The sequence below is a fragment of the Tsukamurella pulmonis genome, from assembly GCF_900103175.1.
GTDB classification, from domain to species: Bacteria; Actinomycetota; Actinomycetes; order Mycobacteriales; family Mycobacteriaceae; genus Tsukamurella; species Tsukamurella pulmonis.
The window spans coordinates 1,716,831-1,738,563 of the sequence record NZ_FNLF01000002.1; the positions used below are offsets into that span (position 1 = coordinate 1,716,831).

Annotated in this window: 25 protein-coding genes; 12 read left to right on the plus strand and 13 right to left on the minus strand. The window is 71.7% G+C overall.

From position 1 onward, the window contains the following. The first annotated feature begins 89 nt into the window (after window positions 1-89). From BLQ62_RS08465 to BLQ62_RS08495, 7 genes are all read left to right on the plus strand, one after another. Window positions 90-563: a ribose-5-phosphate isomerase gene (locus BLQ62_RS08465; protein WP_068536371.1), complete on the plus strand. Its 474-nt coding sequence runs from the start codon at window positions 90-92 to the stop codon at window positions 561-563. A gap of 22 nt (window positions 564-585) precedes the next feature. Continuing rightward, window positions 586-1,389, plus strand: coding sequence for an Fpg/Nei family DNA glycosylase (locus BLQ62_RS08470; RefSeq protein WP_068565983.1), 804 nt, complete (start codon window positions 586-588; stop codon window positions 1,387-1,389). A gap of 82 nt (window positions 1,390-1,471) precedes the next feature. Further along, complete coding sequence (locus BLQ62_RS08475) at window positions 1,472-2,467, plus strand: PE-PPE domain-containing protein (RefSeq protein WP_068536374.1); 996 nt, start codon at window positions 1,472-1,474, stop codon at window positions 2,465-2,467. Window positions 2,468-2,482: 15 nt separating this feature from the next. Further along, window positions 2,483-2,758, plus strand: a complete 276-nt coding sequence (locus BLQ62_RS08480) for a DUF3618 domain-containing protein (protein ID WP_068536376.1) — start codon at window positions 2,483-2,485, stop codon at window positions 2,756-2,758. Between the two features lie 17 nt (window positions 2,759-2,775). Further along, on the plus strand, window positions 2,776-3,150 hold the full coding sequence (locus tag BLQ62_RS08485) for a hypothetical protein (RefSeq protein ID WP_068565981.1): 375 nt from the start codon (window positions 2,776-2,778) through the stop codon (window positions 3,148-3,150). Window positions 3,151-3,202: 52 nt separating this feature from the next. After that, the gene (locus BLQ62_RS08490; protein WP_139184180.1) at window positions 3,203-3,949 is read left to right on the plus strand and encodes a hypothetical protein; all 747 of its coding nucleotides are present in this window, start codon (window positions 3,203-3,205) and stop codon (window positions 3,947-3,949) included. A gap of 139 nt (window positions 3,950-4,088) precedes the next feature. Then, the gene (locus BLQ62_RS08495; RefSeq protein ID WP_068565977.1) at window positions 4,089-5,393 is read left to right on the plus strand and encodes a KasA/KasB family beta-ketoacyl-ACP synthase; all 1,305 of its coding nucleotides are present in this window, start codon (window positions 4,089-4,091) and stop codon (window positions 5,391-5,393) included. 14 nt (window positions 5,394-5,407) lie between these two features. Here the strand turns inward: BLQ62_RS08495 and BLQ62_RS08500 are convergent, their stop codons facing one another. Together BLQ62_RS08500 and BLQ62_RS08505 are read right to left on the minus strand one after the other, a co-directional pair. Then, window positions 5,408-6,073, minus strand: coding sequence for a hypothetical protein (locus BLQ62_RS08500; protein ID WP_068536381.1), 666 nt, complete (start codon window positions 6,071-6,073; stop codon window positions 5,408-5,410). Then, entirely contained in the window at window positions 6,070-6,645 is a 576-nt protein-coding gene (locus BLQ62_RS08505; RefSeq protein WP_068536434.1) for an HhH-GPD-type base excision DNA repair protein, read from the minus strand. Before BLQ62_RS08505 ends, BLQ62_RS08500 begins: the two co-directional genes overlap by 4 nt. Window positions 6,646-6,745: 100 nt before the next feature. Between BLQ62_RS08505 and BLQ62_RS08510 the strand changes: the two genes are divergently transcribed. Continuing rightward, window positions 6,746-7,537 carry a crotonase/enoyl-CoA hydratase family protein gene (locus BLQ62_RS08510; RefSeq protein WP_068536436.1) on the plus strand — a complete coding sequence of 264 codons (792 nt, stop codon included), beginning with the start codon at window positions 6,746-6,748 and terminating at the stop codon, window positions 7,535-7,537. A gap of 23 nt (window positions 7,538-7,560) precedes the next feature. On the opposite strand, the gene BLQ62_RS08515 is transcribed toward BLQ62_RS08510, so the two are convergent. After that, a complete protein-coding gene (locus tag BLQ62_RS08515) occupies window positions 7,561-8,229 on the minus strand; it encodes a response regulator transcription factor (protein ID WP_068536383.1) in 669 nt (222 codons plus the stop codon). Then, a complete protein-coding gene (locus BLQ62_RS08520; protein WP_068565975.1) occupies window positions 8,226-9,419 on the minus strand; it encodes a sensor histidine kinase in 1,194 nt (397 codons plus the stop codon). Before BLQ62_RS08520 ends, BLQ62_RS08515 begins: the two co-directional genes overlap by 4 nt. On the opposite strand from BLQ62_RS08520, the gene BLQ62_RS23785 reads away from it, so the two are divergent. Together BLQ62_RS23785 and BLQ62_RS08525 are read left to right on the plus strand one after the other, a co-directional pair. Further along, window positions 9,418-9,744 carry a hypothetical protein gene (locus BLQ62_RS23785; RefSeq protein WP_160126328.1) on the plus strand — a complete coding sequence of 109 codons (327 nt, stop codon included), beginning with the start codon at window positions 9,418-9,420 and terminating at the stop codon, window positions 9,742-9,744. The two genes, BLQ62_RS08520 and BLQ62_RS23785, sit on opposite strands and share 2 nt — an antisense overlap. 62 nt (window positions 9,745-9,806) lie before the next feature. Then, entirely contained in the window at window positions 9,807-11,303 is a 1,497-nt protein-coding gene (locus BLQ62_RS08525; protein ID WP_115391378.1) for a cytochrome P450, read from the plus strand. Window positions 11,304-11,345: 42 nt separating this feature from the next. On the opposite strand, the gene BLQ62_RS08530 is transcribed toward BLQ62_RS08525, so the two are convergent. The 4 genes from BLQ62_RS08530 to speB are packed head-to-tail and all read right to left on the minus strand — an operon-like array spanning window position 11,346 to window position 16,307. Further along, on the minus strand, window positions 11,346-13,046 hold the full coding sequence (locus BLQ62_RS08530) for a flavin monoamine oxidase family protein (protein WP_068565973.1): 1,701 nt from the start codon (window positions 13,044-13,046) through the stop codon (window positions 11,346-11,348). A 23-nt stretch (window positions 13,047-13,069) separates the two neighbouring features. Beyond that, window positions 13,070-13,861, minus strand: coding sequence for a carbon-nitrogen hydrolase family protein (locus tag BLQ62_RS08535; protein WP_068565971.1), 792 nt, complete (start codon window positions 13,859-13,861; stop codon window positions 13,070-13,072). After that, window positions 13,858-15,324, minus strand: coding sequence for an amino acid permease (locus tag BLQ62_RS08540; RefSeq protein WP_068565969.1), 1,467 nt, complete (start codon window positions 15,322-15,324; stop codon window positions 13,858-13,860). The genes BLQ62_RS08535 and BLQ62_RS08540 overlap by 4 nt, the downstream gene beginning before the upstream one ends. Then, window positions 15,321-16,307: an agmatinase gene (gene speB / locus BLQ62_RS08545; RefSeq protein ID WP_068565967.1), complete on the minus strand. Its 987-nt coding sequence runs from the start codon at window positions 16,305-16,307 to the stop codon at window positions 15,321-15,323. The genes BLQ62_RS08540 and speB overlap by 4 nt, the downstream gene beginning before the upstream one ends. Before the next feature lie 99 nt (window positions 16,308-16,406). Here speB and BLQ62_RS08550 point away from each other — a divergent pair, with 99 nt between their 5' ends. Further along, a complete protein-coding gene (locus BLQ62_RS08550) occupies window positions 16,407-17,021 on the plus strand; it encodes a helix-turn-helix domain-containing protein (protein ID WP_068565966.1) in 615 nt (204 codons plus the stop codon). A gap of 65 nt (window positions 17,022-17,086) precedes the next feature. On the opposite strand, the gene BLQ62_RS08555 is transcribed toward BLQ62_RS08550, so the two are convergent. After that, window positions 17,087-17,887, minus strand: coding sequence for a crotonase/enoyl-CoA hydratase family protein (locus BLQ62_RS08555; RefSeq protein ID WP_068565964.1), 801 nt, complete (start codon window positions 17,885-17,887; stop codon window positions 17,087-17,089). A 10-nt stretch (window positions 17,888-17,897) separates the two neighbouring features. Continuing rightward, window positions 17,898-18,659, minus strand: coding sequence for an AraC family transcriptional regulator (locus tag BLQ62_RS08560; RefSeq protein ID WP_068565962.1), 762 nt, complete (start codon window positions 18,657-18,659; stop codon window positions 17,898-17,900). A gap of 80 nt (window positions 18,660-18,739) precedes the next feature. Here BLQ62_RS08560 and BLQ62_RS08565 point away from each other — a divergent pair, with 80 nt between their 5' ends. Continuing rightward, a complete protein-coding gene (locus BLQ62_RS08565; RefSeq protein ID WP_115391437.1) occupies window positions 18,740-19,528 on the plus strand; it encodes a sulfite exporter TauE/SafE family protein in 789 nt (262 codons plus the stop codon). Window positions 19,529-19,531: 3 nt separating this feature from the next. On the opposite strand, the gene BLQ62_RS08570 is transcribed toward BLQ62_RS08565, so the two are convergent. Genes BLQ62_RS08570 through BLQ62_RS08580 form a run of 3 tightly spaced genes read right to left on the minus strand, consistent with a single transcriptional unit; the run spans window position 19,532 to window position 21,733 of the window. Next, the gene (locus tag BLQ62_RS08570) at window positions 19,532-20,266 is read right to left on the minus strand and encodes an ArsR/SmtB family transcription factor (protein WP_068565960.1); all 735 of its coding nucleotides are present in this window, start codon (window positions 20,264-20,266) and stop codon (window positions 19,532-19,534) included. Beyond that, complete coding sequence (locus tag BLQ62_RS08575; protein ID WP_068565958.1) at window positions 20,256-20,549, minus strand: hypothetical protein; 294 nt, start codon at window positions 20,547-20,549, stop codon at window positions 20,256-20,258. The genes BLQ62_RS08570 and BLQ62_RS08575 overlap by 11 nt, the downstream gene beginning before the upstream one ends. After that, window positions 20,540-21,733, minus strand: a complete 1,194-nt coding sequence (locus BLQ62_RS08580; protein WP_342007220.1) for an MFS transporter — start codon at window positions 21,731-21,733, stop codon at window positions 20,540-20,542. Before BLQ62_RS08580 ends, BLQ62_RS08575 begins: the two co-directional genes overlap by 10 nt.

Here is a 21,733-nt window from a genome sequence, read left to right on the forward strand (position 1 = left end):
CGGTGTCTGCTCGGTGCTGTCATCCATGCCATCGAATGTAGGCTGTGCCGCCTTCGGATGCGCGCGCGACGCGTGTCAGACTTGTATTCATGCGCGTTTACCTCGGCGGCGACCACGCCGGTTTCGAACTGAAGTCCCAGATCATCGAGCACCTGACGGCCGGCGGCCACGAGGTCGTCGACTGCGGCGCCCACACCTACGACGCCCTGGACGACTACCCTGCCTTCTGCATCGACGCCGCAACCCGCGTCGTCGCTGACCCGGGCAGCCTCGGCATCGTGCTCGGCGGCAGCGGAAACGGCGAGCAGATCGCCGCGAACAAGGTGCCGGGTGCCCGCTGCGCCCTCGCCTGGAGCGTGGAGACCGCCAAGCTCGCCCGCGAGCACAACAACGCGCAGCTGATCGGCATCGGCGGCCGCATGCACAGCAAGGAGGAGGCGCTCGCGATCGTCGACGCCTTCCTCGCGCAGCCCTGGTCGGAGGAGCCCCGCCACCAGCGCCGCATCGACATCCTCGCGGAGTACGAGCGCACGGGCGTCGCGCCCGCCGTTCCCGAGGCCTGACCGGCCCGGACCTCCGACCCCCATGCCCGAAGGGCACTCCCTCCATCGGCTCGCTCTCGCCCACGACGCACTGTTCGCGGGCGAGAGCGTCCGTGTCTCCAGCCCCCAGGGGCGGTTCGCACCGGAGGCGAAGCGCCTCGACGGCCGCGTCTTCGAACGCGCCGACTCCTGGGGCAAACACCTGTGGCATCGCTACTCCGGCGGTGCGATCGTCCACGTGCACCTGGGCCTGTACGGCGCGTTCACCGAGTTCGGCCTCATCGACGGTGCCGCCCCGCCCCCGGTGGGGCAGGTGCGCATGCGCATCGTCGGCGCGCGCGGCGGTACCGACCTGCGCGGACCGACCGCGTGCGAGCTGGTCACCGAGGAACAGGTCGACGCGGTCCTCGCCCGTCTCGGCCCCGACCCGCTGCGGCCCGACTCCGATCCGGAGGACGCGTGGCGGCGCATCGAGCGCTCGCGGCGTCCGATCGGCGCCCTGCTCATGGACCAGAAGGTCATGGCGGGCGTCGGCAACGTCTACCGCGCCGAGGTGCTCTTCCGGGCCGGGATCGACCCGCACCGCGAGGGTCGCGACATCTCCCGATCCGAATTCGACGGCATCTGGGCCGATCTCGTCGCCCTCATGCCGATCGGCGTCGAACGCGGGCGCATGCACGTGGTGCGCCCCGAACACGACCACGGCGCACCGTCGTACGCCGAGGGCCGGCCGCGCACCTACGTCTACCGCAGGACCGGTGAATCCTGCCGCGTGTGCGGCACGCCCGTGCGTACCGCGGTCATGGAGGCGCGGAATCTGTACTGGTGCCCCACCTGTCAGAGCTGAAGCCGCTGTTAGCTCGGACACATCACCGGTTTCTTAACATGGATTTCAGCTCGTTCTCATGCGCGGGCGCAAGGGTTGTCCCATGAACACGATGACCGTCCACAGCAGGGCGGCCCGGCGACCGGCGGACGCCGGCCGGGCCCGGATCACCGTGCTCGCCGTCGGGGGCACGGGCGAATCCTGGATCGACGATCCGCGCACCGAGGTCACCGGCATGCTCAGTCACGTCGTGGCCGAGCTCGATGCCCGCTTCGGCTCCCGCTGGGTGGGCTACCCCGCCTCCTACGGTCCGGTCCCGGCCCGCGACGGCATCTCCTTCGCCGAGTCCGTCGCGATCGGCGTCGAGCGCCTGCTCACCGCGATGACCGAGATCGACGGTCCCGTGGTGCTGATCGGGTACTCGCAGGGCTGCACGGTGGTCCGCCGTGTGCTCGGTGCGATGGCCGACGGCCCCGTGCTGGCGCCGCACGTGCTCGCCGTCGGACTGATCTCGGACCCCGAGCGCCCGGAGGGCAGTGATCCGGCGCTCTGCGGCTCGGGCGTGGCCGGCGACGGCCCGTCGGTGCCCGATGGGCTTCCGCTGCTGTGGATCTCGCATCCGCAGGACGTGATCTGCAACGCCAGCGTGGACTCCTTCGTCCGCGACATCGCGGACGCGACCGCCTATCTCGCGCTGCGCGACCTCGCGACCTGGGCGCCGCGCGCGGCGGGCGAGTACCTCGGGCACAAGTTCCAGAACGCGACCCGCACGGCCTTCGGATCGCGGCAGTGGCGGCGCGACGTCGACCGGCTGCGGACCGCAGGACGGGAGATCCTCGGCTACCTGCCCCGCATCAAGTACCGGGGCCGCGACTTCAATCTGCGCGGCAACCGGCACACCGCGTACGCCACCGAGCCGCTGGCGCGGCTGCGCCACGAGGACTACGAGCTCACGGGCTGCCAGATCCTCGCGCAGTGGCTGCAGGTCCAGGCCACGTTCGCGCTGCCGGCGGCGCCCGATCGCGACGCCCCGGCCCCGCGGACGGATGCGACGGCGGCGCCTGGTCTATTGTCGGGGAAGTATCTGCAAGCTGGCTGACCCGGAGGTAGCGAAGTGGCACGTGACACCGAGAGCATCGAGCGCGACATCGAACGCGCCCGGGAGCAGCTGGCGGCGACGCTGGACCAGCTGGGGGAGCGGGCCGATCCGCGCAAGCTCGCCGAGCAGGCGCAGCAGTCGGTGGTCGCCACCGTGACCAAGCCTCCGGTGCTGGCCGCGGCCGCGGGTGTCGCCGTGGTGGTCGCGCTCGTGGTGGTCTCGCGCTTCAAGCGCGGCCGCCGCGAGAAGGAGATCATCCGCGCCCTGGCCGAGGGCAGGATCTCGCTCTGACGGCAGAGCACACGACGATGCAGGGCGGCGCCGGAATCGGTGCCGCCCTTGTCGTTTCGGCGGTGCTGCTCACCGGGTGCAGCGGCCCGCCGGCTGGTCCCGTCGCGCTCCCCGCGTCGTTCCCGGCGCAGCAGGTCCCCGTCGTCGGCGAGGTGCGCAAGGCTGAGACGATCGAGGTCGGGCACCCGATGTGGCGGGTCACCGTCGAGGGGCGCGACACCGTCGCCGCGGCCCGCGCCCTCCTCGCCGCAGGCCTGGCGCCCGTGGCCCCGGGCGTCCCGCTCGACGCCGGGCGGGTCGGTGCCGTGTACCGCGGCCACGGCTTCACCGTCGGGATCTCCTCCGACGACGGTGACGTCACCTACGTCGTGAGCCCGACACCCGGCGCCTGACCTCAGGGAATCTCCTGATTCCGGCATCGTGGATCGGCGCTACGCTGGATCCATGGAGTTTCCGAAAGCACTGCTCGCCCCCGCCCGCATGGGGCTGGCCGCGGCGGGCCTGGGCCTCGCCGCCGCCGAGACCTCGGTTGCGGCCGCGCGCGACGTCGTGTCGATGGCCGCGGACAAGCTCGACCCCGAGTCCGTCGGCGGCGCCCGGCACGAGAACCTGATCACTGCCGCGCAGCGCGTGCCGCACATCGTGCACCGCATCTCGGACCTGCTCAGCGACGACGGCGCGATCCACCGCGTGGTGGGCCCCGGCGGCGCGGCCGACCGGGTGGCCGATCTGTTCGAGGAGGGCGGCTCGGTCGACCGGGTGATCCGGCCCGACGGTCCGCTCGACCGCGCCACTCGCGACGGCGGCATCGTCGACGCGCTCACCGCTGAGGACGGCGTGGTGCAGAAGCTGGCCGAGGTGACCGACGCGATGAACCGGCTCACGCCCACCATCGCCGCGATGGGGCAGCGCCTGGGCGACATCGAGAACGTGGTCGGTGCGGCGAACACCGTCGCCGAGCCCGTCACGGATCTGCTCTCGAGCCTGCCGAAGTTCGCGCTGCGCACCGCCAGCGAGGTCGCCAAGGCGGCGCAGCCCCGTCAGTCCCGCCCTGCCCGCATCGTCGACGCGTCCGCCACGGCGGTCATCCCGCCCGCGGTCGTGGTCGCCCCGATCGTCGAGATCGACGCCGCCGACGTCGCGCCCGCGCCGCCTCCGGCGGAGGGCGACGAGAAGCCGTCCGGCAGCTGAGCAATCCGTCCCCGTTTCGCGGTGAATGAACCGATCAGTGCGTGAACCGATCAGTTCGTAAGCATCCCACAAGGATTCGAGCGTGAATCTGGCTCGCTCGTCAACGCGCGTGACGACGATCCGGAGTTGTATCGGTGTCATGGCGGACATTCGAGACTTCACGACACGCGACGGGCGCCTTCCGAGCGTCGTCATCACTGCGATCGAACTGACGACCTCGATCGGAACGGATACCGAGTCGACCTGGAGGGGGCTGCTCGACGGATGCAGTGGCATCCGCGCGCTGACGGGCGACTTCATCGGCGTCGGTATCGACGACCTGCCTGTCCGCATCGGCGGTCAGCTTCTGGAGGATCCGACCGCCGAAGTTCCCGAGCGACCGGATCGCAGGAACGCGGGTGATATCAGCAAACAGCACGTCTCGCAGCGCCGGATGTCGTACGTCGAGCAGGCGGCGCACGTGATGACGAAGCGACTGTGGGACGGCGCAGGACGCCCGGAGGTGGATCCCGAGCGGCTGGCAGCCGTCATCGGTACCGGCCTGGGCGGCGGCGAATCCATGGTGCAGGCGGTCGACGCTCTACGCGCCGGTGGCGTAAGGAAGGTATCTCCCTTCACAGTGCAGATGGCGATGCCGAACGGTGCGTGCGCGGTGTCTGCGTTGGAAGTCGGTGCGCGTGCAGGCGCGATCGCGCCGGTCTCGGCGTGCTCGACAGGGAACGAAGCCATCGCCCACGCATGGCGGCACATCGTGCTCGGCGACGCGGACATCGCCGTCTGCGGTGGTATCGAGGGCAGAATCGACAGTCCGGTGATCGCCCCGTTCTCCATGATGCGTGCTCTGTCCACCCGCAACGACGATCCGGAGCGAGCATCTCGCCCGTTCGACAAGGATCGGGACGGCTTCGTGTTCGGGGAGGCACAAGCATTGATGATCATCGAGACCGAGGAGCACGCGCTCGCACGAGGCGCGCGACCGATCGCGCGCCTGATGGGTGCCGGGATCACCTCGGATTCGTTCCACATGGTGCAGACCGACGTGGACGGGAGAGGAGCGGAGCGGGCGATGCGCAGGGCTATCGAGGTCGCAGGTCTCGTGCCGAGCGACATCGATCTGATCAACGCCCACGCGACCGCGACCCCGATCGGCGATATCGCCGAGACAAAGGCGATCAAGGCGGTCGGCACCGATGCCGCGGTGTACGCACCGAAAGGCGCCCTCGGTCATTCGATCGGCGCGGTGGGGGCGTTGGAGACCGCGCTGACCGCCCTGTCGCTCCGCGATGGTGCGATCCCACCTACGCTCAACCTCGACGAGCAGGACCCGGACATCGACCTCGATGTCGTCCACGGCGCGACTCGTCGAGCGCCTCTCGAGTATGCCTTGAACAATTCGTTCGGTTTCGGCGGGCACGACGTCGCGCTTGCGCTCGGCCGCTACTGAGGGCTGCTGCCCTCCTACGTGTAGGACTTCGCGCAGATGGTGTAGACGGGATCGTCGAAGAAGTAGCTGCGGTCCCATTCGCCGGAGCAGCGGCCGGAGTCCTTGAGGCCGCCCACCACGGACACCACGGTGATCGTGCCCGGCGCGCCGCACTGCCCGGCCGCCTTGATCCACGTGCCGGGCACGGGGGCGCTGTAGCAGTAGTTCACGTTCAGATTGGGCGTGAGGCAGTACCACCGGCCCCGCGCGATCGACGTCTGCTCGGGCCGGCACTTCTCTCCGGCGGGCATCACCTGGGTGACCTTGTACGGGGAGCCGCCGTCGTCGCAGTTGCCGACCTTCGGCGCCTCGGGTACGTCGTAGAGGCAGTCGTTGATGCGGAAGACGGCGTTCGCGTCCGCGCTGGCCGAGGCGGTGTCCTTGCCGGGGTCGGCACCGTTCGAGTCGCTGAGCAGCGCGGCCACCACGATCGCGGCGATCAGCGCGACGACGGACGCCACGGCCACGAGGGCCACGATCACGTTGCGCCCCGAGGAGGGCTTCTGCGGCGGGGGCGGGGGAGCGCCGGGCACGGGGCCGGGCGCGACGGGGCCGCGGGGCGGGTTGGGCAGCGGGATCGCCTGCGAGTACGCCTGTCCCGGCTGCGGAGCCCGGCCGTCGGGTGAATCCGGACCCGTCATGCTCCTGCCTTCTTCATGGCCGCCTTCATCTCCTTCTTGTGGGCGCGCACCTTCTGCAGGGACTCCTCGTCGACGACGTCCGCGACCGAGCGGAAGCCGGCCTTGCCGTAGTCGCCGACGGCGGTGGCCCAGCCGCGCGGCTTCACGCCGAGCTGCTTGCCGACGAGCGCCGCGAAGATCTTCGCCTTCTGGGCGCCGAACCCGGGCAGCGCCTCGATGCGCTTGACCAGATCGGCGCCGGAGGACGCCTCGGTCCAGATGCGTTCGGCCCGGCCGTCGTACTCGTCGACCACGATCTGCGCGAGGCTCTGCAGGCGTGCGGCCATGGCTCGGCCGTACCGATGGATCGCGGGCGGCGTGGTGCACAGCTCCTCGAAGCGCACCGGATCGGCGACGGCGATGTCGCGCGGATCGATGCTGCCGAATCGGTCGAGGACCTTCCACGGGCCCGCGAACGCGCGTTCCATCGGGAACTGCTGGTCGAGAAGCATGCCTGCGAGCAGGGCGAACGGATGCTCCGAGAGCACCGCGTCCGACTCGGGTTCCCCCGTGATGTGCAACGTGACCGCCATGAGCGCCACTTTACTTCAGCCGCGCCTTCCCATACGGGGACCGACGCGGCGGCTAGGGTTGCTGATGATGGTCAACGGCGACGGAATCGAGGAGAAGCGGATGTCGAACATCGACTACGAGGTGCGCGACGAGGTCGCCTACGTGCGGATCAACCGTCCGGAGAAGCACAACGGCCTGACCCTGGACATGATCGACGACCTGGCGAAGGCCGCCGATCGCGCCAAGAACGACCGCTCGCTGCGCGCCGTGATCCTCTCGGGCGAGGGCAGTTCGTTCAGCTCGGGCCTCGACTTCGCCTCCGCGGGCAAGGAGCAGCGCCGTCTGCTCATGAACTTCGTGCCCAAGCGCATCTCGGCGGCCAACAACTTCCAGGCCGCCGGCTGGGCCTGGCGCAGCGTGCCCGCGCCGGTCATCGCCGTGGTGCACGGCCACTGCTACGGCGGCGGCCTGCAGATCGCGCTCGGCGCGGACTTCCGCTACGCCTCCTCCGAGGCCGACTTCTCCATCCTCGAGGCCAAGTGGGGCCTCATTCCCGACATGTCGATCTCGGCGTCCATCGCGCAGCTCACCACCATCGACGTGGCCAAGCGCCTGACCATGACCGGCGAGATGTTCACCGCGAAGCAGGCGCTCGACTGGGGCATCGTCACCGGCGTCTCCGCCGATCCGATGAAGGACGCGCTGGAGCTGGTGGACAAGCTCAAGGAGCGCTCGCCCGACGCGGTGGCCGCCTCGAAGGCCCTGTTCGAGAACACCTGGTACAGCGGCTCGCGGCTGTCCTTCCCCGTCGAGCAGGCGCTGCAGCTCGGCCTGATCCGCGGCAAGAACCACGTGATCGCGCGCACCGCGGCCGCGAACAAGGAGAAGCCGGTCTTCATCGAGCGTCAGTGACCACCGGATGAACGTTCGGGCGGTCAGCCGCCCGGTCGGACGATGCCGTGATCGAACGCGAAGACGATCGCTTCCGCGCGGTTGCGCACGCCGAGCTTGGTGAAGATCGAGCCGATGTGGCTCTTGACGGTGACGATCGAGATCACCAGGTCGGCGGCGATGTCGTCGTTCGACAGTCCGCGGCCCATGCGGGCGAGCACGTCCACCTCCCGGGCGGTCAGGCGCGTCAGTTCACCCGACGGGGCCGCGGGCGCGGGCGCCGCGGATCGGTACGTCTCCAGCACGCGCCCGGTGACCGCGGGATCGAGCACCGCCTCCCCTGCGGCGACGAGACGCACGGCGCGGATCAACTCCTCGGCGGGCGAGTCCTTGAGGACGAAGCCGGACGCTCCCGCGCGCAGCGCCTCGGACAACAGGTCGTCGTCGCGGAAGGTAGTGAGCACCAGCACCGGTGGGGATCCGGCGGACGCCGTGAGGCGCCGGGTGGCGTCCATCCCGCTGACCCGCTTCATCCGCAGGTCCATCAGCACCACGTCCGGGTTCGACGCCGCGACGGCGGCGGGCACCTCGTCGCCGTCGGCGCACTCGCCCACCACCTCGAATCCGTCACGGCGGCGCAGGATCCGGCGCAGCCCGACGCGCACCAGATCCTGATCGTCCACCAGCAGCAGGCGGATCGGGTCGTCGCTCATCGGTGCGCTCCTTCGGTCGAACCGGTTGCGCCGCTGGTGGTCTCGGCAGGGAAGTCGGCGTGCACCAGCCAGGTTCCGTCGACGGGGCCCGTGGTCAGCGCGCCGCCCGCGCTCTGCACCCGGGCCCGCATGCCCTCCAGTCCGGTACCGCCGGGGGCGCGCCGCGCACCGTCGGGCACGGGACAGGAGACCCGGACACCCAGGCCGCCATGCTCGTGGGGGTCGACGCGGACCTGGACCCGCGCGCCCGGAGCGTGTTTGACGGCGTTCGCGAGGGACTCCTGCACCACCCGGTAGGCCGCCAGGGCGACGGTGCCCGACGGCGGCGCCGACGGTGCGCGGTGCTCCAGGTCCACGGCGAGCCCGGCCCGCTCGAAGGAGGCGACCAGTTCCGGGATGTCGGCGAGCCCGGGCTGTGCCGAACCGCCGGCGTCGCTGCGCAACAGCGCGATGGTGGTGCGGATGTCCTTCATGGCGGTGCGCCCCTGAGTCTCGGCGTCGCGCAGGGCCTCGACCGCCTCGTCCCGGTCGTCGTCGGACTCGAGGGAACGACGCGCGGCGGTCACGTTCAGCAGGACGACGGCGAGCGAGTGCGCCACCACGTCGTGCACGTCGCCGGCGATCGACGCCCGGTCGAGGGCGATCCGCGCCGACTGCGCCTGCCGCTCGGCGCGCAGCAGCAGGAGCTGGTTCTGCAGGAGCTGGCCGACCGCGGCGCCGAAGCACACGGTCAGTGCGATGAGCCACGCCTGGTGGATCGCCCCGAGCACCCCGGCGGTGATCACCACGGCCTCGTACGCCACGAGGTGGATCGCGGTGACGCGCACCGGGGTGACCGCCGCGACCTGGGTGATGCCGAGGATCACGATGAGGGGCACCACGTCGAACGGGGTGGGGACGCACCAGAAGAGCGCGGCGGTGCTGAGGGTGGCGATCGAGTGCGCCGTGAGGGAGACCGTCCAGGTACTGAACAGGCTCGCCGCCGTGTGCACGGCCGAGACCGCGCAGGCGCCCAGCAACCAGAGCCACTGCCCGCCCTGCGGCCCGGCCACGAAGCGCGGCACGGCGGCCGCGATCACCAGCGCGAACATCGCGACCTCGGTGATCATCATGTAGTACGGCGGGTACTCGTACCCCAGCTGCGTGAGGGCGCGCCGGTACCGCGCCTCCAACCACCGCAGTGCGCGCATGGCTTGCATCCTAGCCACGGCCGCGGTGCCCGTCGTCCGTCCTGGGGAGGATGCCGACACCCGCCCGCGGGCGGGCGGAGCTTCCTTCCTGGGCACGCTGACCTGCGCGGACGACCGCCATACCGTCGAGGGTGACCCGGAACACACACCGGGCGGAGGCAAGGAGAAGGCCATGATCACCGTTCTCGTCGTCACCGCGCTCGTCGCCGTCATCGCCTGGCTCACCCACGACGCCGACGGCCTCGACTACGGCGCCCGCGACATCCACCGCGCGATGGCCGAGCGCGACCGCCGGACCGGCCCTCTGGGCACCGTCGTCCCCTGACGATCGACGCTCGGCCACCCGCTCACCGCGCCCGGCGGGCACAATCGAACCAGGAGGACGATATGACCACGATCACACGCGCTGTCCGGTCCGGCATCGGCAGTGGGCTGGGCGGCACCGTCGCGCGCACCCTGTCGATCCCCGAACCGGACTGGCACCTGCGCGATTCCTCGCGGCCCGGCGTCGCCGGCGGAACGGCCGAGGAGGCCGGGCCCGTCGACGAGGAGGGCGCCGCCGACCTGTGCGCGCCGCCCGCGCTGCCGATGGGGCCGCTGCGCGCCTCGCTGACCTACACCCTGCGGGAGGGCGACGTGATGTTCCGCGCCGTCGACTGCCACGGCGACGTCTTCCGCTCCGAGTTCGCCGGCGGTCCCGGTCGGATCGTCATGCTCGCGAACCCGGCGCACATCGCCTCGCTGATGTCGCGGCCCGACGGTGCGCCGTCGGCCACCCGGTTCTCCCCGCTGCGGCCGATCGTCGGCCCGGATTCGGTGCTCACCTCGGTCGGCCCGCGGCACAAGCAGCAGCGGGGTCTCCTGCTCCCGCAGTTCCACGGCCGCGCCGTGACCGAGTACCAGCAGCGGATCGACGCGGCCACCGCGCGCCGCATCGACGAGTGGACGCCGGGTGCGCCCGTGGCGCTCGCGGACATCGGCCAGCAGATCACGCTCGACGTGATCATGTCCGCCGTCTTCGGCATCGATGACGAGTCCGGTGCCACCCCTGCGGAGAGCGCGGTCCGCTCGTCGATGATCCGGCTGTTGCACCTGTCGACGCACCCGCTCGCCACCGCGGTGCAGCTGATCAACGCGCGCAGCCCGGAGCCGCGCGGCGTGCTGAAGATGGTGCTCCGGCCGCTGGACTCGGCGATCTACTCCGTCATCGCCGAACGCCGGCGCGAGGGCGCCGACGGGCCGGACGGAGGCGGCCGCACCGACATCCTCACGGTGCTCATGGCGGCGCGCGGCGATGACGGGGAGCCTCTGCGCGACAGCGAGATCCGGGACGAGCTGCTCACGCTGGTGCTGGCCGGGCACGAGACCACCTCGAACTCCGTGGCCTGGACCTTCGAGCGGCTCACCCGCAACCCGGAGGTGTACCGGCGGGCGGTGCTCGCCGCCCGCGAGGACGACGAGGCCTACCTCGAGGCGCTGATCAACGAGTCGATGCGCAGCCGCCCCGTGGTGCCGGTCGTGGCCAGGGAGCTGCTCTCGGACTGGCAGTTCGGCCCGTACGTCGTGGACCGCGGGGTGGTGGCGTTGATCTCGATCCTGCTGCTGCACCACCGCGAGGACCTCTACCCGCGCCCGTACGCGTTCGACCCCGAGCGGTTCCTCGGCGTCAAGCCCTCACCGCAGAAGCTGATGCCCTTCGGTGGCGGCAACCGGCGCTGCCTCGGCGCGGGCCTGGCGATGGCCGAGCTGCGCGTGGTGGTCACGCAGATCCTCAGGCGGGTCGACCTCGCGCTGACCGATGCACCCGCGGAAGTGCCCAAGCACCGCAACGTCACGATGATCCCCGGCCACGGCGGCCTGGTGACCGCGCTGGCCCGGGACTGATCCGGTCCGGGCCGGCACGGGCGTCCGCGGCTGATGCCGTCCTCAGGCGCGCGTGCCGCGCTCGTCGCCGAGCCGGATCGGCGCGATGTCGTCGAAGACGTCGCCCGGGCCGGGGTTGCTCGCCCGCGTCGCGCCGCCGAGGTGGTGCACCACGCCCCAGACGGCGTTGAGCGCGGTCTGCACCGCGCCCTCGGCCCATCCCGCGGTCCACGAGATGTCGTCGCCCGCCAGGAAGAATCCGCGGTGCCGCGGATCGAGGCGCTCCTGCATGAAGTGCGTGTAGAGCCGCTCCTGGTAGCGGTAGTGCCCGGGCAGGTTCGCCTTGAACGCGCCCATGAAGTAGCGCTCGGTCTCCCAGGAGACGGTCTTGGGCGTGGCGATGATGTGGCTGCGGATGTCCACGCCCGGGTAGACCTCGCCGAGGGACTTGAGCATCAGGTCCAGGCGCGCGTTCACATCGAGCGGCAGCACCTTGAGCGAGTCGTCGGACCAGGTGTAGGACAGGCAGATCACGCCGGGGCGGTCCGGCCCGTGATCGAGCAGGTAGGTGCCGCGGCTCATCCGGTCGGTCAGGGTCATCGACATGGTGTCGCGGCCCGTCGCCGGGTCGACGTCGCGCCAGAAGGGCCGGTCGACGAGCGCGAAGACCTTGGAGCTGCCCATGTAGTGGGTGCGCTCGACGGCGGTCCAGTGGTCGATCGGCAGCAGGTCGTCGTCGCAGTCGATGGTGTTGAGCAGCATCCACGCCTGGCCGGTGAAGATCGCCGCCGGGTAGGTGCGCGTCTCACCGCCGGCGTCGACGAGCGTGTACCGCGGCGCACCGCCCGGGCCCGCCGTGCGCCGGATCGCGGTGACCGCGGGCCGGTGCGTGCCGCCGTTGAGATCCCGCACCGAGCGCGCACCGTCGAACGGGCTCTCCCACAGGTGCTTCGGCAGGCGGTCCGCGCCGCCGATGATGCCGCGATGGTGGTCGTCGGCCGCGGTGCAGGTGACGCGGAGGATCTCGAGCATCGAGTTGGGGTAATCGGTGTCCCAGCCGCCCGTGCCGAATCCGACCTGTCCGAACAGTTCCCGGTGCCGGAACGAGCGGAAGTGCTTCGAGGCGGTGAGGAAGCCGTAGAAGGTCTGATCGTCGAGCTCCTCCACCAACCGCGACCACACCGCCCGGATCCGATGCACGTCGCGGGCGCGGATCGCGTCCTGCAGTTCCGTCGCGTCGGCGTAATCGGCGAGCGTCTCGTCCCAGGCGCGGGCGACCTCGGCGAACTCGGGCGGCAGGTCGGCGGCGGTGCGGGCGTAGTGGCTGCGGCCCTTGAGATCGATGACGGTGCTGGGGGTCGCCTCGGCGAGCGGGTTGGGGAAGTCCTCGGTCCGCAGGCCGGCGAGATCGAGGTAGTGTTGCAGGGTCGTCGACGAGGGCGGGAAGCGCATGGCGCCCATCTCCGCGACGAGGTCGTCGTCGTAGCCCTCGAAGCGCTCGCTGCGCATGCGGCCGCCGATCCGGTCGGCCTCGTACACCACGGGGCGCAGGCCGATCCGGGCCAGCTCGTAGGCGGCGGTCAGGCCGGCGAGGCCGGCACCGATCACCGCGACCTCGGTGCCGAGGGCCTCCTCGGGGACCGTGCCCAGCCCGTCGGGGTGGGTCACCCAGTCGTCGTAGGCGAACGGGAAGTCGGGCCCGAACATCGTCAGGGGCGCGTCCGAGGCGGACGGGCCGTGGGCGGGCATGGCGGGTTGGGTCATGCGGGCTCCTCGGGTGGCGGGGCTCAGTACAGGTCGGTGCGACGGTCGCGCAGGTAGGTGTTGGCGATGCGGGCCTCCCGCAGCGCCTCGGGGTCGGCGGTGAAGGTGAGTAGCTCCTCTGCGCGTCCGGCGCGCGCCACGACCTCGCCGTCGGGCGAGGCCGCGGTGCTCAGGCCGCAGTACTCGAGCGAGGTCTCGCGGCCGCAGTGGTTGGTGTAGGCGATGTAGAGCTGGCTCTCGAAGGCGCGCACCGGCACGACCTGCTCCGCGATGCGGCCGAACGGCTCCATCAGTCCCGTGGGGATCAGCAGCAGGTCGGTGCCCGCCTCGGCGTGGGCCCGCACCGCCTCCGGGAACTCCACGTCGTAGCAGATGAGCAGGCCGCACCGCAGGCCGCCGAGGTCGAACTGCGCGGGCAGGGCGTCGCCCGCGGCGAAGGCGGCCCGGTCGAGATCGCCGAACAGGTGGGTCTTGCGGTAGTGCGCGAGTTCCGCACCGTCGGGGGAGAGCACGGTGACGGCGTTGAACACCTGCTCACCGTCGCGTTCGGGGTAGCCCGCGACGATCGCGATTTCGTGCCGGCGCGCGATCGCGGCGATCGCCTCGTGGTACTCGCCGCCGCGCGGGCGAGCCAGTTCCCGTGCGGCAGCGCCGATGTCGTACCCGGTGACCGACAACTCCGGCGTGACCAGCACCTGGGCGCCCCCGGCCGCGGCACGGGCGGCGGCGTCGTCGATGGCTGCCAGGTTCCGCGCGACGTCCGGTTCCGGGCCGAGTCCTTCGGGGCCCTGGTACATCCCGACGGTGACGGTCATCGCACGTCCTCCAGGTCGGGGGCACCCCGCAGCCGGGAGTGCCGGTACCCGTAGAACGCGTAGACCAGGACGCCCGCGAGGGTCCACCACCCGAACGCCTGCCACGTGACGACGGCGAGTTCGCGGACGAGGATGCCGCAGAAGACGATCCCGAGGATCGGCACGACGGGGATGTACAGCGGTCCCTGCGCGCGCGGGATCGTGATGGTGATCGGCGCCCGGAAGCCGCGCTCCAGATCGGGGCGCGTGTTGCGCAGGATGATGACCGCGAGGTTGACCAGGGCGAAGGCGAACAGCGCGCCGATCGACGTCGCCTCGGCGAGCTGGCCGAGCGGCACCAGGCCGGCGACGACGGCCACGACGACGCCCACCACCGCGATGTTGATGTACGGCACGTGCGAGCGCGCACCGACCTTGGAGAAGGCCTTGGGCACCAGGCCGTCCCGGCTCATCGTGTAGAGAATGCGGGTCTGCCCGTAGAGCACCGCCAGCACGACGCTGGCGATGGAGATCGCGGCGCCGGCGGACAGCACGATCGACGGCCACGTGCTCGAGGTGATCGCCGTGAGGATCGCGGCGAGCGGGGCCTGCTCCGGGATGTCCTGCCACGGCAGGGCGCCCACGGCGGCGAGCGCCACCAGGCAGTAGATCACGGTGGTGATGAGCAGCGAGAGCATGATGGCCCGCGGCAGGTCGCGCTTCGGGTTCTTCGCCTCGTCGCCCGCAGTCGAGGCGGCGTCGAAGCCGATGTAGGAGAAGAAGACCTGGCCCGCGGCGGCGGTGATCCCGGCGATGCCGAGCGGCGCGAACGGGGTGAGGTTTCCCGCGCGGAACGCGGTGAAGGCGACGATGCAGAACAGCACCAGGATGATCACCTTGATCGCGACCATCGCCGTGTTCACCGCGGCGCTCTCCGTGGTGCCGCGCAGCAGCAGGGCGGTGGCCAGCAGCACGATCACGATGGCGGGCAGGTTCACCACGCCGCCGTCCACGCCGGGCGGATTGGCCAGCGCCGCGGGGAGTTGCACGCCGAACGCCTGGTCCAGCAGTTCGTTGATGTACTGCCCCCAGCCGACCGCGACCGCCGCCACCGAGACCCCGTACTCGAGCATGAGGCACCATCCGCACAGCCAGGCGAAGAGCTCGCCCGTGGAGGCGTAGGTGTAGGAGTACGCGCTGCCGGACGCGGGGATGGCGCTGGCGAGTTCGGCGTAGGAGAGCGCCGAGAACAGCGCCGTGATCGCCGCCAGCACGAAGGCGAGGATGATCGCGGGCCCCGCCTTGGGGGTGGCGGTGCCGAGGATGACGAAGATGCCGGTGCCCAGCGTGGCGCCGATGCTCACCGCGGTCAGGTGGATGACACCCATCGAGCGCTGCAGCGCGGGGCCCTTCGTGACGCCCGGATCGGGCAGGGCGCGCTCGGTGGGCTGGCGCGCCATCAGCCCTGCGGCGACGCCGTTCATGCGGCCGCCTCGTTCACCGCGAGCACCGAGAGCAGCTCGTAGGCCACGTGGGCCGCTGCGATGCCGGTCAGCTCGGCGTGGTCGTAGGGCGGCGCGACCTCGACGACGTCGGCGCCCACCACGTCCGTGCCGACCAGGGCGCGGATCGTGTTGAGCAGCTCGCGGCTGGTCATGCCGCCGGCCTCGGGGGTGCCGGTGCCCGGCGCGTGGGCCGGGTCGAGCACGTCGATGTCGACGGAGACGTAGACGGGGCCGCCGGCACCGTCGGGCCCGGCGAGGCGTCGGCGCATGCGCTCGATCACGCTCGCGAGCCCGTCGTTCTCGTAGTCGTCGGAGCGGATCACCTGGAAGCCGAGCACGCCGTCGGCGGTGAGGTCCTGCTCGCCGTAGAGCGGGCCGCGGATGCCGATGTGCATCGAGCGCTCGAGGTCGATCAGGCCCTCCTCGCTGGCCCGCCGGAACGGGGTGCCGTGCGTGTACGGCGCGCCGAAGTAGGTGTCCCAGGTGTCGAGGTGGGCGTCGAAGTGCAGTACCGCGACGGGGCCGCGCTCCTTGGCGACGGCGCGCAGGATCGGCAGGGCCAGGGTGTGATCGCCGCCGAGGGTGAGCACCTTGGAGCCGGCGCCGCGCAGCCGTGCGATCTCGGTCTCGACGGTGCCGAGCGCCTCGACGATGTCGAACGGGTTGACCGCGAGATCGCCCGCGTCGGCGACCTGGTGCACCGCGAACGGGGAGATGTCGAGCGCGGGGTTGTAGGGCCGCAGCAGCTTCGACGACGCCCGGATGTGGCCGGGGCCGAAGCGCGCGCCGGGGCGGTAGCTGACGCCGGAGTCGAACGGGATGCCGAGCACCGCGACCGCGGCGGATTCGACCTCGTCGAGGCGGGGCAGGCGGGCGAAGGTGGCGGGGCCGCAGTAGCGCGGGACGAGGCTGGCGTCGACGGGGCCCTGCGGTCCGGGCTGGGGCTGGATGTCTTCAGGCACGGATGGATCCTCTCGCAGGGGCTGCTTTTGTGGGCCGGATCACATAGTGTGGGACGGCGACCCGCTTGTCAACTCGAGTTTCATGGAGGGAAACAGCTGTTGGATACGACCGTCCGGCGCACGGACCTCGCCCCGACCGTGCCCGATCAGGTGGGCGCGGCGCTCAAGGCGGCGCGCCGCTCCCGTCGCCTGACCCTCGCCGAGGTCGCGGAGCACGTCGGCGTCACCAAGGGCTACCTCTCGAAGGTCGAGCGGGGGCTGGCGGCACCGTCGATGGCGGTGCTCATCCGCTCGTGCGAGGTCCTGGACGTCCCCGTCGGATCGCTGTTCGACGGGGGCGCGGCGGGGTCGGTGGTGCGCGCCGAGGCCTACCCGCCGGTCCGGTTCGGCGGCCAGGGGCTCGCGGAGTTCCTGCTCACGCCGTCGGGGGAGCAGCGGGTGCAGGTGCTGCTCAGCGACATCGACCCCGGCGGGGGCAGCGGTGACGAGGCCTACGCGCTGCCGGCAGAGGTGTCCTTCGTGCTGGTGCAGAGCGGCGTGCTGCGGCTGCGCTTCCCGCCCGAATCCGCCGTCGAGCTGGCGGTGGGCGACGCGATGACCTTCGATCCCACGCGGCCGCACACCTTCGCCGCCGGACCCGACGGCGCGCGGGTGCTGTGGGTCATGGCGCCGGCCCTCCCGGCGCGTGCGCCCGGCTCGCACGCGCGGCCGTGAGTCCTCGTCTGAGGGGCATGTCCGGCGTCGCGGGGAGCGGGCCGGGGGGTCCGCAGGTCCGGCCGTCAGGCGCCGGTGAACCGCGGCGGGCGCTTGTCGAGCATGGCGGCGACGGCCTCGTGGTGATCCGCCGTGGAGTGTGCGATGGTCTGCATCGCCGCCGAGAGCTCCAGCAGCGCGTCGAGGCTCTGGTGCTGACCCTCGCGCAGCAGCTTCTTGGTCATGCGCAGGGCCTGCGGCGGGTTCGCGGCGACGCGGTCCGCGAGGGCGCGTGCCGCGGAGAGCAGCTCGTCGGGTTCGACGACGCTCGACACCATGCCCCACGCCAGCGCGGTCGCGGCGTCGACCGGCTCGCCGGTGAGCGCCATCTCCGTGGCCCGCGCCATGCCGACGATGCGCGGCAGCAGCCACGCGCCGCCGTCGCCGGGGATGAGCCCCACCTTGACGAAGCTCTCGGCGAAGGCCGCCTTCGTGGAGGCCACGCGCAGGTCGCACATCATCGCCAGATCGCAGCCCGCGCCGATAGCGGGGCCGTTCACCGCGGCGACGGTGGGGACCTCGCAGTGGTACAGCGCCCGCGGGATGCGCTGGATGCCGTGTCGGTAGCCCTGGCGCTGCTGCGCCGCGGTGCCGCCGAACATGCCCTCCTTGTCGCGCATGTGCTTGACGTTGCCGCCCGAGCTGAACGCGGAACCGGCGCCCGTCAGGATCGCGACGCGCACCGCGTCGTCCCGATTGACCTCGTCGACGGCGCTCTCGATGGCCTCGATCATCGCCTCGTCCGAGACGGGGTTGCGCGCCGCGGGGTCGTTCAGGGTCCAGGTGACGACGGGGCCGTCGCGCTCGATCAGCAGTGGTTCGGTCATGGGGGAGACCCTATGCCTTCGGGATTCGCGACGGGGGCGTGCCGAATTCGGCGGTGAACGCCGCGGTGAACGCCGCCGGTGTCGCGTAGCCGAGGCGGCCCGCGGTTTCGGTCACCGTCGCGGTGCGCAGCAGCGGCAGCGCGGCGAGCAGCCGGGCGCGCCGCCGCCACACGGCCGGGCTCGTCCCGGTGGCCGCGCGGAACCGGGCGGTGAAGGCGCGTTCGCTACGCCCGCATCGCGCCGCCCACGCGGCGTTGTCGACGGCCACGTCCGGCGCGGCCAGGTACGCCCGGCAGAGTTCGTGCAGCTCGGGATCGGCGGGGAGGGGCACGTGCAGCGGTAGCGGTGCGAGGGAGGCGATCTCGTGCAGCAGGAGGGCTGCGACCGCACCGTCGCGCCCGGCCTCGTCGTAGTCGGGCGCGAAGTCGACGGCGGCGAGCAGGAGCTCGCGCAGCAGCGCCGTCACCTCCACGACGGTGCAGCGCGCGGGCCACCACGGCACCGCGGCGGGCTCGATGTAGAGGCTGCGCGTGCTGACCCCGCGGTACCGCACGCCGTGCGGTACTCCGGGCGGGATGAGCACGGCGCGGTCGGTCGGCACGGTCCACGCACCGTCGGCCGTATCGACCTCCATCACGCCCGTCGCGGCGTAGAGGAACTGCGCGCGACGATGGCGGTGGCGGCCCTGCTCGTGACCGTCGGGATAGTCGGTGCCGACGGGGAGCACCGCGTGCGGCAGATCCTCGAGTTCGCCGACGGGCACGTTGCGCATGCCCCAAGGCTACCGACAATCACAAGTTTTCCACTGACCTTCGATTGCCGGGAGGATGCCATTGCGGTGGACTCGGAGTGGTGAGTGCACTGATCCTGGTTCTGGTCGGCATCGCGTCCGGCATCACGACGGCCCTGTTCGGCTTCGGTGGCGGTTTCGTCGCCGTCCCCGTACTGGTGTGGGCCGACGGCTACCTGGGCGACGACGCCGCGCGGGTCGCCGTGGCCACCTCGTCGGTGCTGATGGTGGTCGGCGCCGCGGTGGCGACCTCGGCCACGCCGCGGCCGGTCCTTGCCGAGTTGCGGGGGAGCGGGCGGCTGGTGGCGTTGCTCGCGATCGGCGGCGCGGCCGGCGCCGTCGCGGCCCGGCACGTGCCGGGCGACGTGATCGCCATCGGCTTCGTCGTCTACCTGGTCGCCACCATCGCCTCGGTCACCGTCCGGCCGGGCTTCCTCGATGCGCAGGCCGATGGTGCGCGTCCTCTTCCCGCGGCGACGGGCCTGCCGATCGGCGCGGTCGCGTCCTTCCTCGGCGTCGGCGGCAGCGTCGTGACCGTTCCGATGATGCGACGCAACGGTCATCGAATGGCCGTGGCGACGGCCCTGGCGAACCCGCTCACCCTGGCGGTGGCACTTCCGGCGACCGGGGTCTTCCTGCTTCTCTCCGGAGGACGGCCGCCGGGCGCCGCTGCGGGATTCGCCGGTGCGGTGGACGTCCGTGCCGCAGTTGCACTGCTCATCGGATCGCTGCCGGTGATCGTGTACCTGCGCCGTCGCGGTCCACGTCTCTCCGATGCCGCGCATGCGCGGTGGTACGTCGGGCTGCTGGTGGTGGTCACCGTCGCCATGACCGCCGCGTTGTTCAGCTGATCGTCAGGTCGTCCAGTCGATGGCGAAGCGGCGGGCGAGGATCCGTTCCCCCGTCCTCGTCACCCGGACAGCGCGGTAGGTCGGCAGCCGTTCCGCCCATTCCGCCGCGAAGAAGCGGTCGCACAGCGCCCGGCCCGCACCGCCGGCGAGGTGGTGCCGCGTCTCGGTCCAGTCGATGCAGTACCGGACGAGTGGCCGTCCGCCGTCGGGGAGCGCGACGCCGAGATCGCTGAGGAACGCGCGGCCGTCGTCGGTGAGGCGGTAGTCCACCTCGCGTCCCGCGGAGGCCGGGCGATCTCCGTCGCCGTCGTGCAGGAGACCGTCGCCGCCGGTGATCCGGCCGTGCTCGAGCAGCGATTCCATGATCGCGACACCGAGCCGCCCGGCGAAGTGGTCGTAGCACGTGCGGGCGGTGCGCAGGCGATGGGCGCGGGTGGTTGCCTTGAGGGAGGCGACGGGCTGCGGCGGTGCGAATGCGGCGAGACGTTCGACCAGATCGGCGACCTCCGGCGTGGCGATCCGGTACCAGCGGTTCCTTCCCTGCGTGCGGACGGCCAACAGACCACCGTCGACCAGCTTGCGGAGGTGGCCGCTCGCCGTGGGGCGGGAGACCCCGGCCTCGTCCGCGAGGACGCCTGCCGCGAGTTCGCGACCGCCCAGGAGTGAGAGGAGGATCCGGCTGCGCGTCCGGTCGGCGAAGAGCTCTCCGACCCCGGCCAGGTCCGCGTCACCCGACATCGCTGTGCGCCTCCTCCGGTTCCGGTGCGGTGGCACCGACGCTGGTGACCACCCCGCCCACGAGTATGGCGGCGACAGCGGCGAAGGTCAGAGCGAGTGCCGCTGTCGAGCGTCCGGCCGCGTTGTACACCGTTCCGAACCCTGCGACCCCGAGCGCGCCGCCGGCCTGACGTGCGCAGTTCAGCAACGCCCCGGCGAGGCCCGCGTGCTCTGCGGGGGCGGAGGCGAGCGCGACGGAGGTCATGGCCGGCATCGCCAGCGAGGCCAGGCCGATCAAGCCCATGCCGGCGACGATCGCCGACGGATGCCCGCCCCGGCGGCCACGACGACCGCGCCGGCCGCCGCGAACGCGAACCCGGCGATCATCGGTGGGCGGGGACCCGTTCGCGCGGTGATGAGTCCGCTGGTGGTCGATCCGAGCGCCACCACGATCGTCATCGGCAGGATCGCGGTTCCCGTCGCCAGGACCGACAGGCCGTGCACCTCTTGCAGCGCCAACCCGACGACCAGCAGCGCCCCGTACAGCGCGAAGTTGAAGATCAGGCCGGTGAGCACCGCGCCCCGGAACGGCCCCGGCGCCAGCAGGCCGGGCGGGAGCATCGGGCTCGTCGCCGACCGCTGCGCGACGACGAACGCCCGCCCGGCGGCGACGGCGGCCAGGAGCAGTGCGAGGGCGAGAACGCCACGGCCCTGCCCGAATTCGATGAGCGCAGCGGTGGCGAGAGCGAGGGCGACGGCGCCGATCGTCGCACCCCGGACGTCGAGTGGACGGGAGTGGCGGGGCGAGTCCGGTGCCGTCCTCAGCACGGCGATTCCCGCCAGAACCGCGATCGGTGCGCCCACCCAGAACGCGGCACGCCATCCGGAACTCGCGGCGAGGAGGCCGCCGATCGGTGGTCCCGCGGCGAATCCCGCACTCGCGATACCGCCCCAGATCCCGAGCGCCCGTGCGCGTTCCGCCGTGCCGGGGTAGAGCTCGCCGATCATCGCCAACGAACTCGGCAGGATCATCGCGGCCGCCACGCCTTGCGCGATGCGGGAGCCGATCAAGGCCGGCCAGCTGGGGGAGAGGGCGCACGCCGCGGTCGCCAGTGCGAACAGTGCGAATCCGAGCACGCAGACCCGCCGCCGCCCGAATCTGTCGGCGGCGGGCCCGGCGAGCAGCATCAGCGCGGCGAACGGGATCGCGTATCCGTCGACCGCCCACTGTGCGAGCCCGAGATCCCCGCCGAGCTCCCGGGTCATGGTGCCCAGGACGACGTTGACGACGGTGGCATCGAACTGGATCAGCCTGAACGCGACGGAGAGCGCGATCAGGGCGACGGTGCGGTGGGATGCGGAGGGCATGTCCCCAGCCTGGTGCCGAAACGGTTCGGTCCCCGCCGAACCGTCGGCGTTCCGTGACGACGTCGGCTTTCCACTCCGGGGCCATCTCTCGGAGTCTCCGTTCAGGTGAACGAGACCCAG

What these genes read in the sequence shown, in the direction of transcription:
- BLQ62_RS08505 (WP_068536434.1), bottom strand. Translation starts at nt 6,645, where the DNA reads ATGGCGGTCACGTTGCACATCACGGGGGAACCCGAGTCGGACGCGGTG.
- BLQ62_RS08515 (WP_068536383.1), bottom strand. Translation starts at nt 8,229, where the DNA reads ATGAGCGACGACCCGATCCGCCTGCTGCTGGTGGACGATCAGGATCTG.
- BLQ62_RS08530 (WP_068565973.1), bottom strand. Translation starts at nt 13,046, where the DNA reads ATGACCCAACCCGCCATGCCCGCCCACGGCCCGTCCGCCTCGGACGCG.
- BLQ62_RS08525 (WP_115391378.1), top strand. Translation starts at nt 9,807, where the DNA reads ATGACCACGATCACACGCGCTGTCCGGTCCGGCATCGGCAGTGGGCTG.
- BLQ62_RS08520 (WP_068565975.1), bottom strand. Translation starts at nt 9,419, where the DNA reads ATGCGCGCACTGCGGTGGTTGGAGGCGCGGTACCGGCGCGCCCTCACG.
- BLQ62_RS08465 (WP_068536371.1), top strand. Translation starts at nt 90, where the DNA reads ATGCGCGTTTACCTCGGCGGCGACCACGCCGGTTTCGAACTGAAGTCC.
- BLQ62_RS08475 (WP_068536374.1), top strand. Translation starts at nt 1,472, where the DNA reads ATGAACACGATGACCGTCCACAGCAGGGCGGCCCGGCGACCGGCGGAC.
- BLQ62_RS08490 (WP_139184180.1), top strand. Translation starts at nt 3,203, where the DNA reads ATGGAGTTTCCGAAAGCACTGCTCGCCCCCGCCCGCATGGGGCTGGCC.
- BLQ62_RS08575 (WP_068565958.1), bottom strand. Translation starts at nt 20,549, where the DNA reads ATGGGCTTGATCGGCCTGGCCTCGCTGGCGATGCCGGCCATGACCTCC.
- BLQ62_RS08535 (WP_068565971.1), bottom strand. Translation starts at nt 13,861, where the DNA reads ATGACCGTCACCGTCGGGATGTACCAGGGCCCCGAAGGACTCGGCCCG.
- BLQ62_RS08570 (WP_068565960.1), bottom strand. Translation starts at nt 20,266, where the DNA reads ATGTCGGGTGACGCGGACCTGGCCGGGGTCGGAGAGCTCTTCGCCGAC.
- BLQ62_RS08510 (WP_068536436.1), top strand. Translation starts at nt 6,746, where the DNA reads ATGTCGAACATCGACTACGAGGTGCGCGACGAGGTCGCCTACGTGCGG.
- BLQ62_RS08540 (WP_068565969.1), bottom strand. Translation starts at nt 15,324, where the DNA reads ATGAACGGCGTCGCCGCAGGGCTGATGGCGCGCCAGCCCACCGAGCGC.
- BLQ62_RS08470 (WP_068565983.1), top strand. Translation starts at nt 586, where the DNA reads ATGCCCGAAGGGCACTCCCTCCATCGGCTCGCTCTCGCCCACGACGCA.
- BLQ62_RS08555 (WP_068565964.1), bottom strand. Translation starts at nt 17,887, where the DNA reads ATGACCGAACCACTGCTGATCGAGCGCGACGGCCCCGTCGTCACCTGG.
- BLQ62_RS23785 (WP_160126328.1), top strand. Translation starts at nt 9,418, where the DNA reads ATGGCTTGCATCCTAGCCACGGCCGCGGTGCCCGTCGTCCGTCCTGGG.
- BLQ62_RS08485 (WP_068565981.1), top strand. Translation starts at nt 2,776, where the DNA reads ATGCAGGGCGGCGCCGGAATCGGTGCCGCCCTTGTCGTTTCGGCGGTG.
- BLQ62_RS08560 (WP_068565962.1), bottom strand. Translation starts at nt 18,659, where the DNA reads ATGCGCAACGTGCCCGTCGGCGAACTCGAGGATCTGCCGCACGCGGTG.
- BLQ62_RS08495 (WP_068565977.1), top strand. Translation starts at nt 4,089, where the DNA reads ATGGCGGACATTCGAGACTTCACGACACGCGACGGGCGCCTTCCGAGC.
- BLQ62_RS08500 (WP_068536381.1), bottom strand. Translation starts at nt 6,073, where the DNA reads ATGACGGGTCCGGATTCACCCGACGGCCGGGCTCCGCAGCCGGGACAG.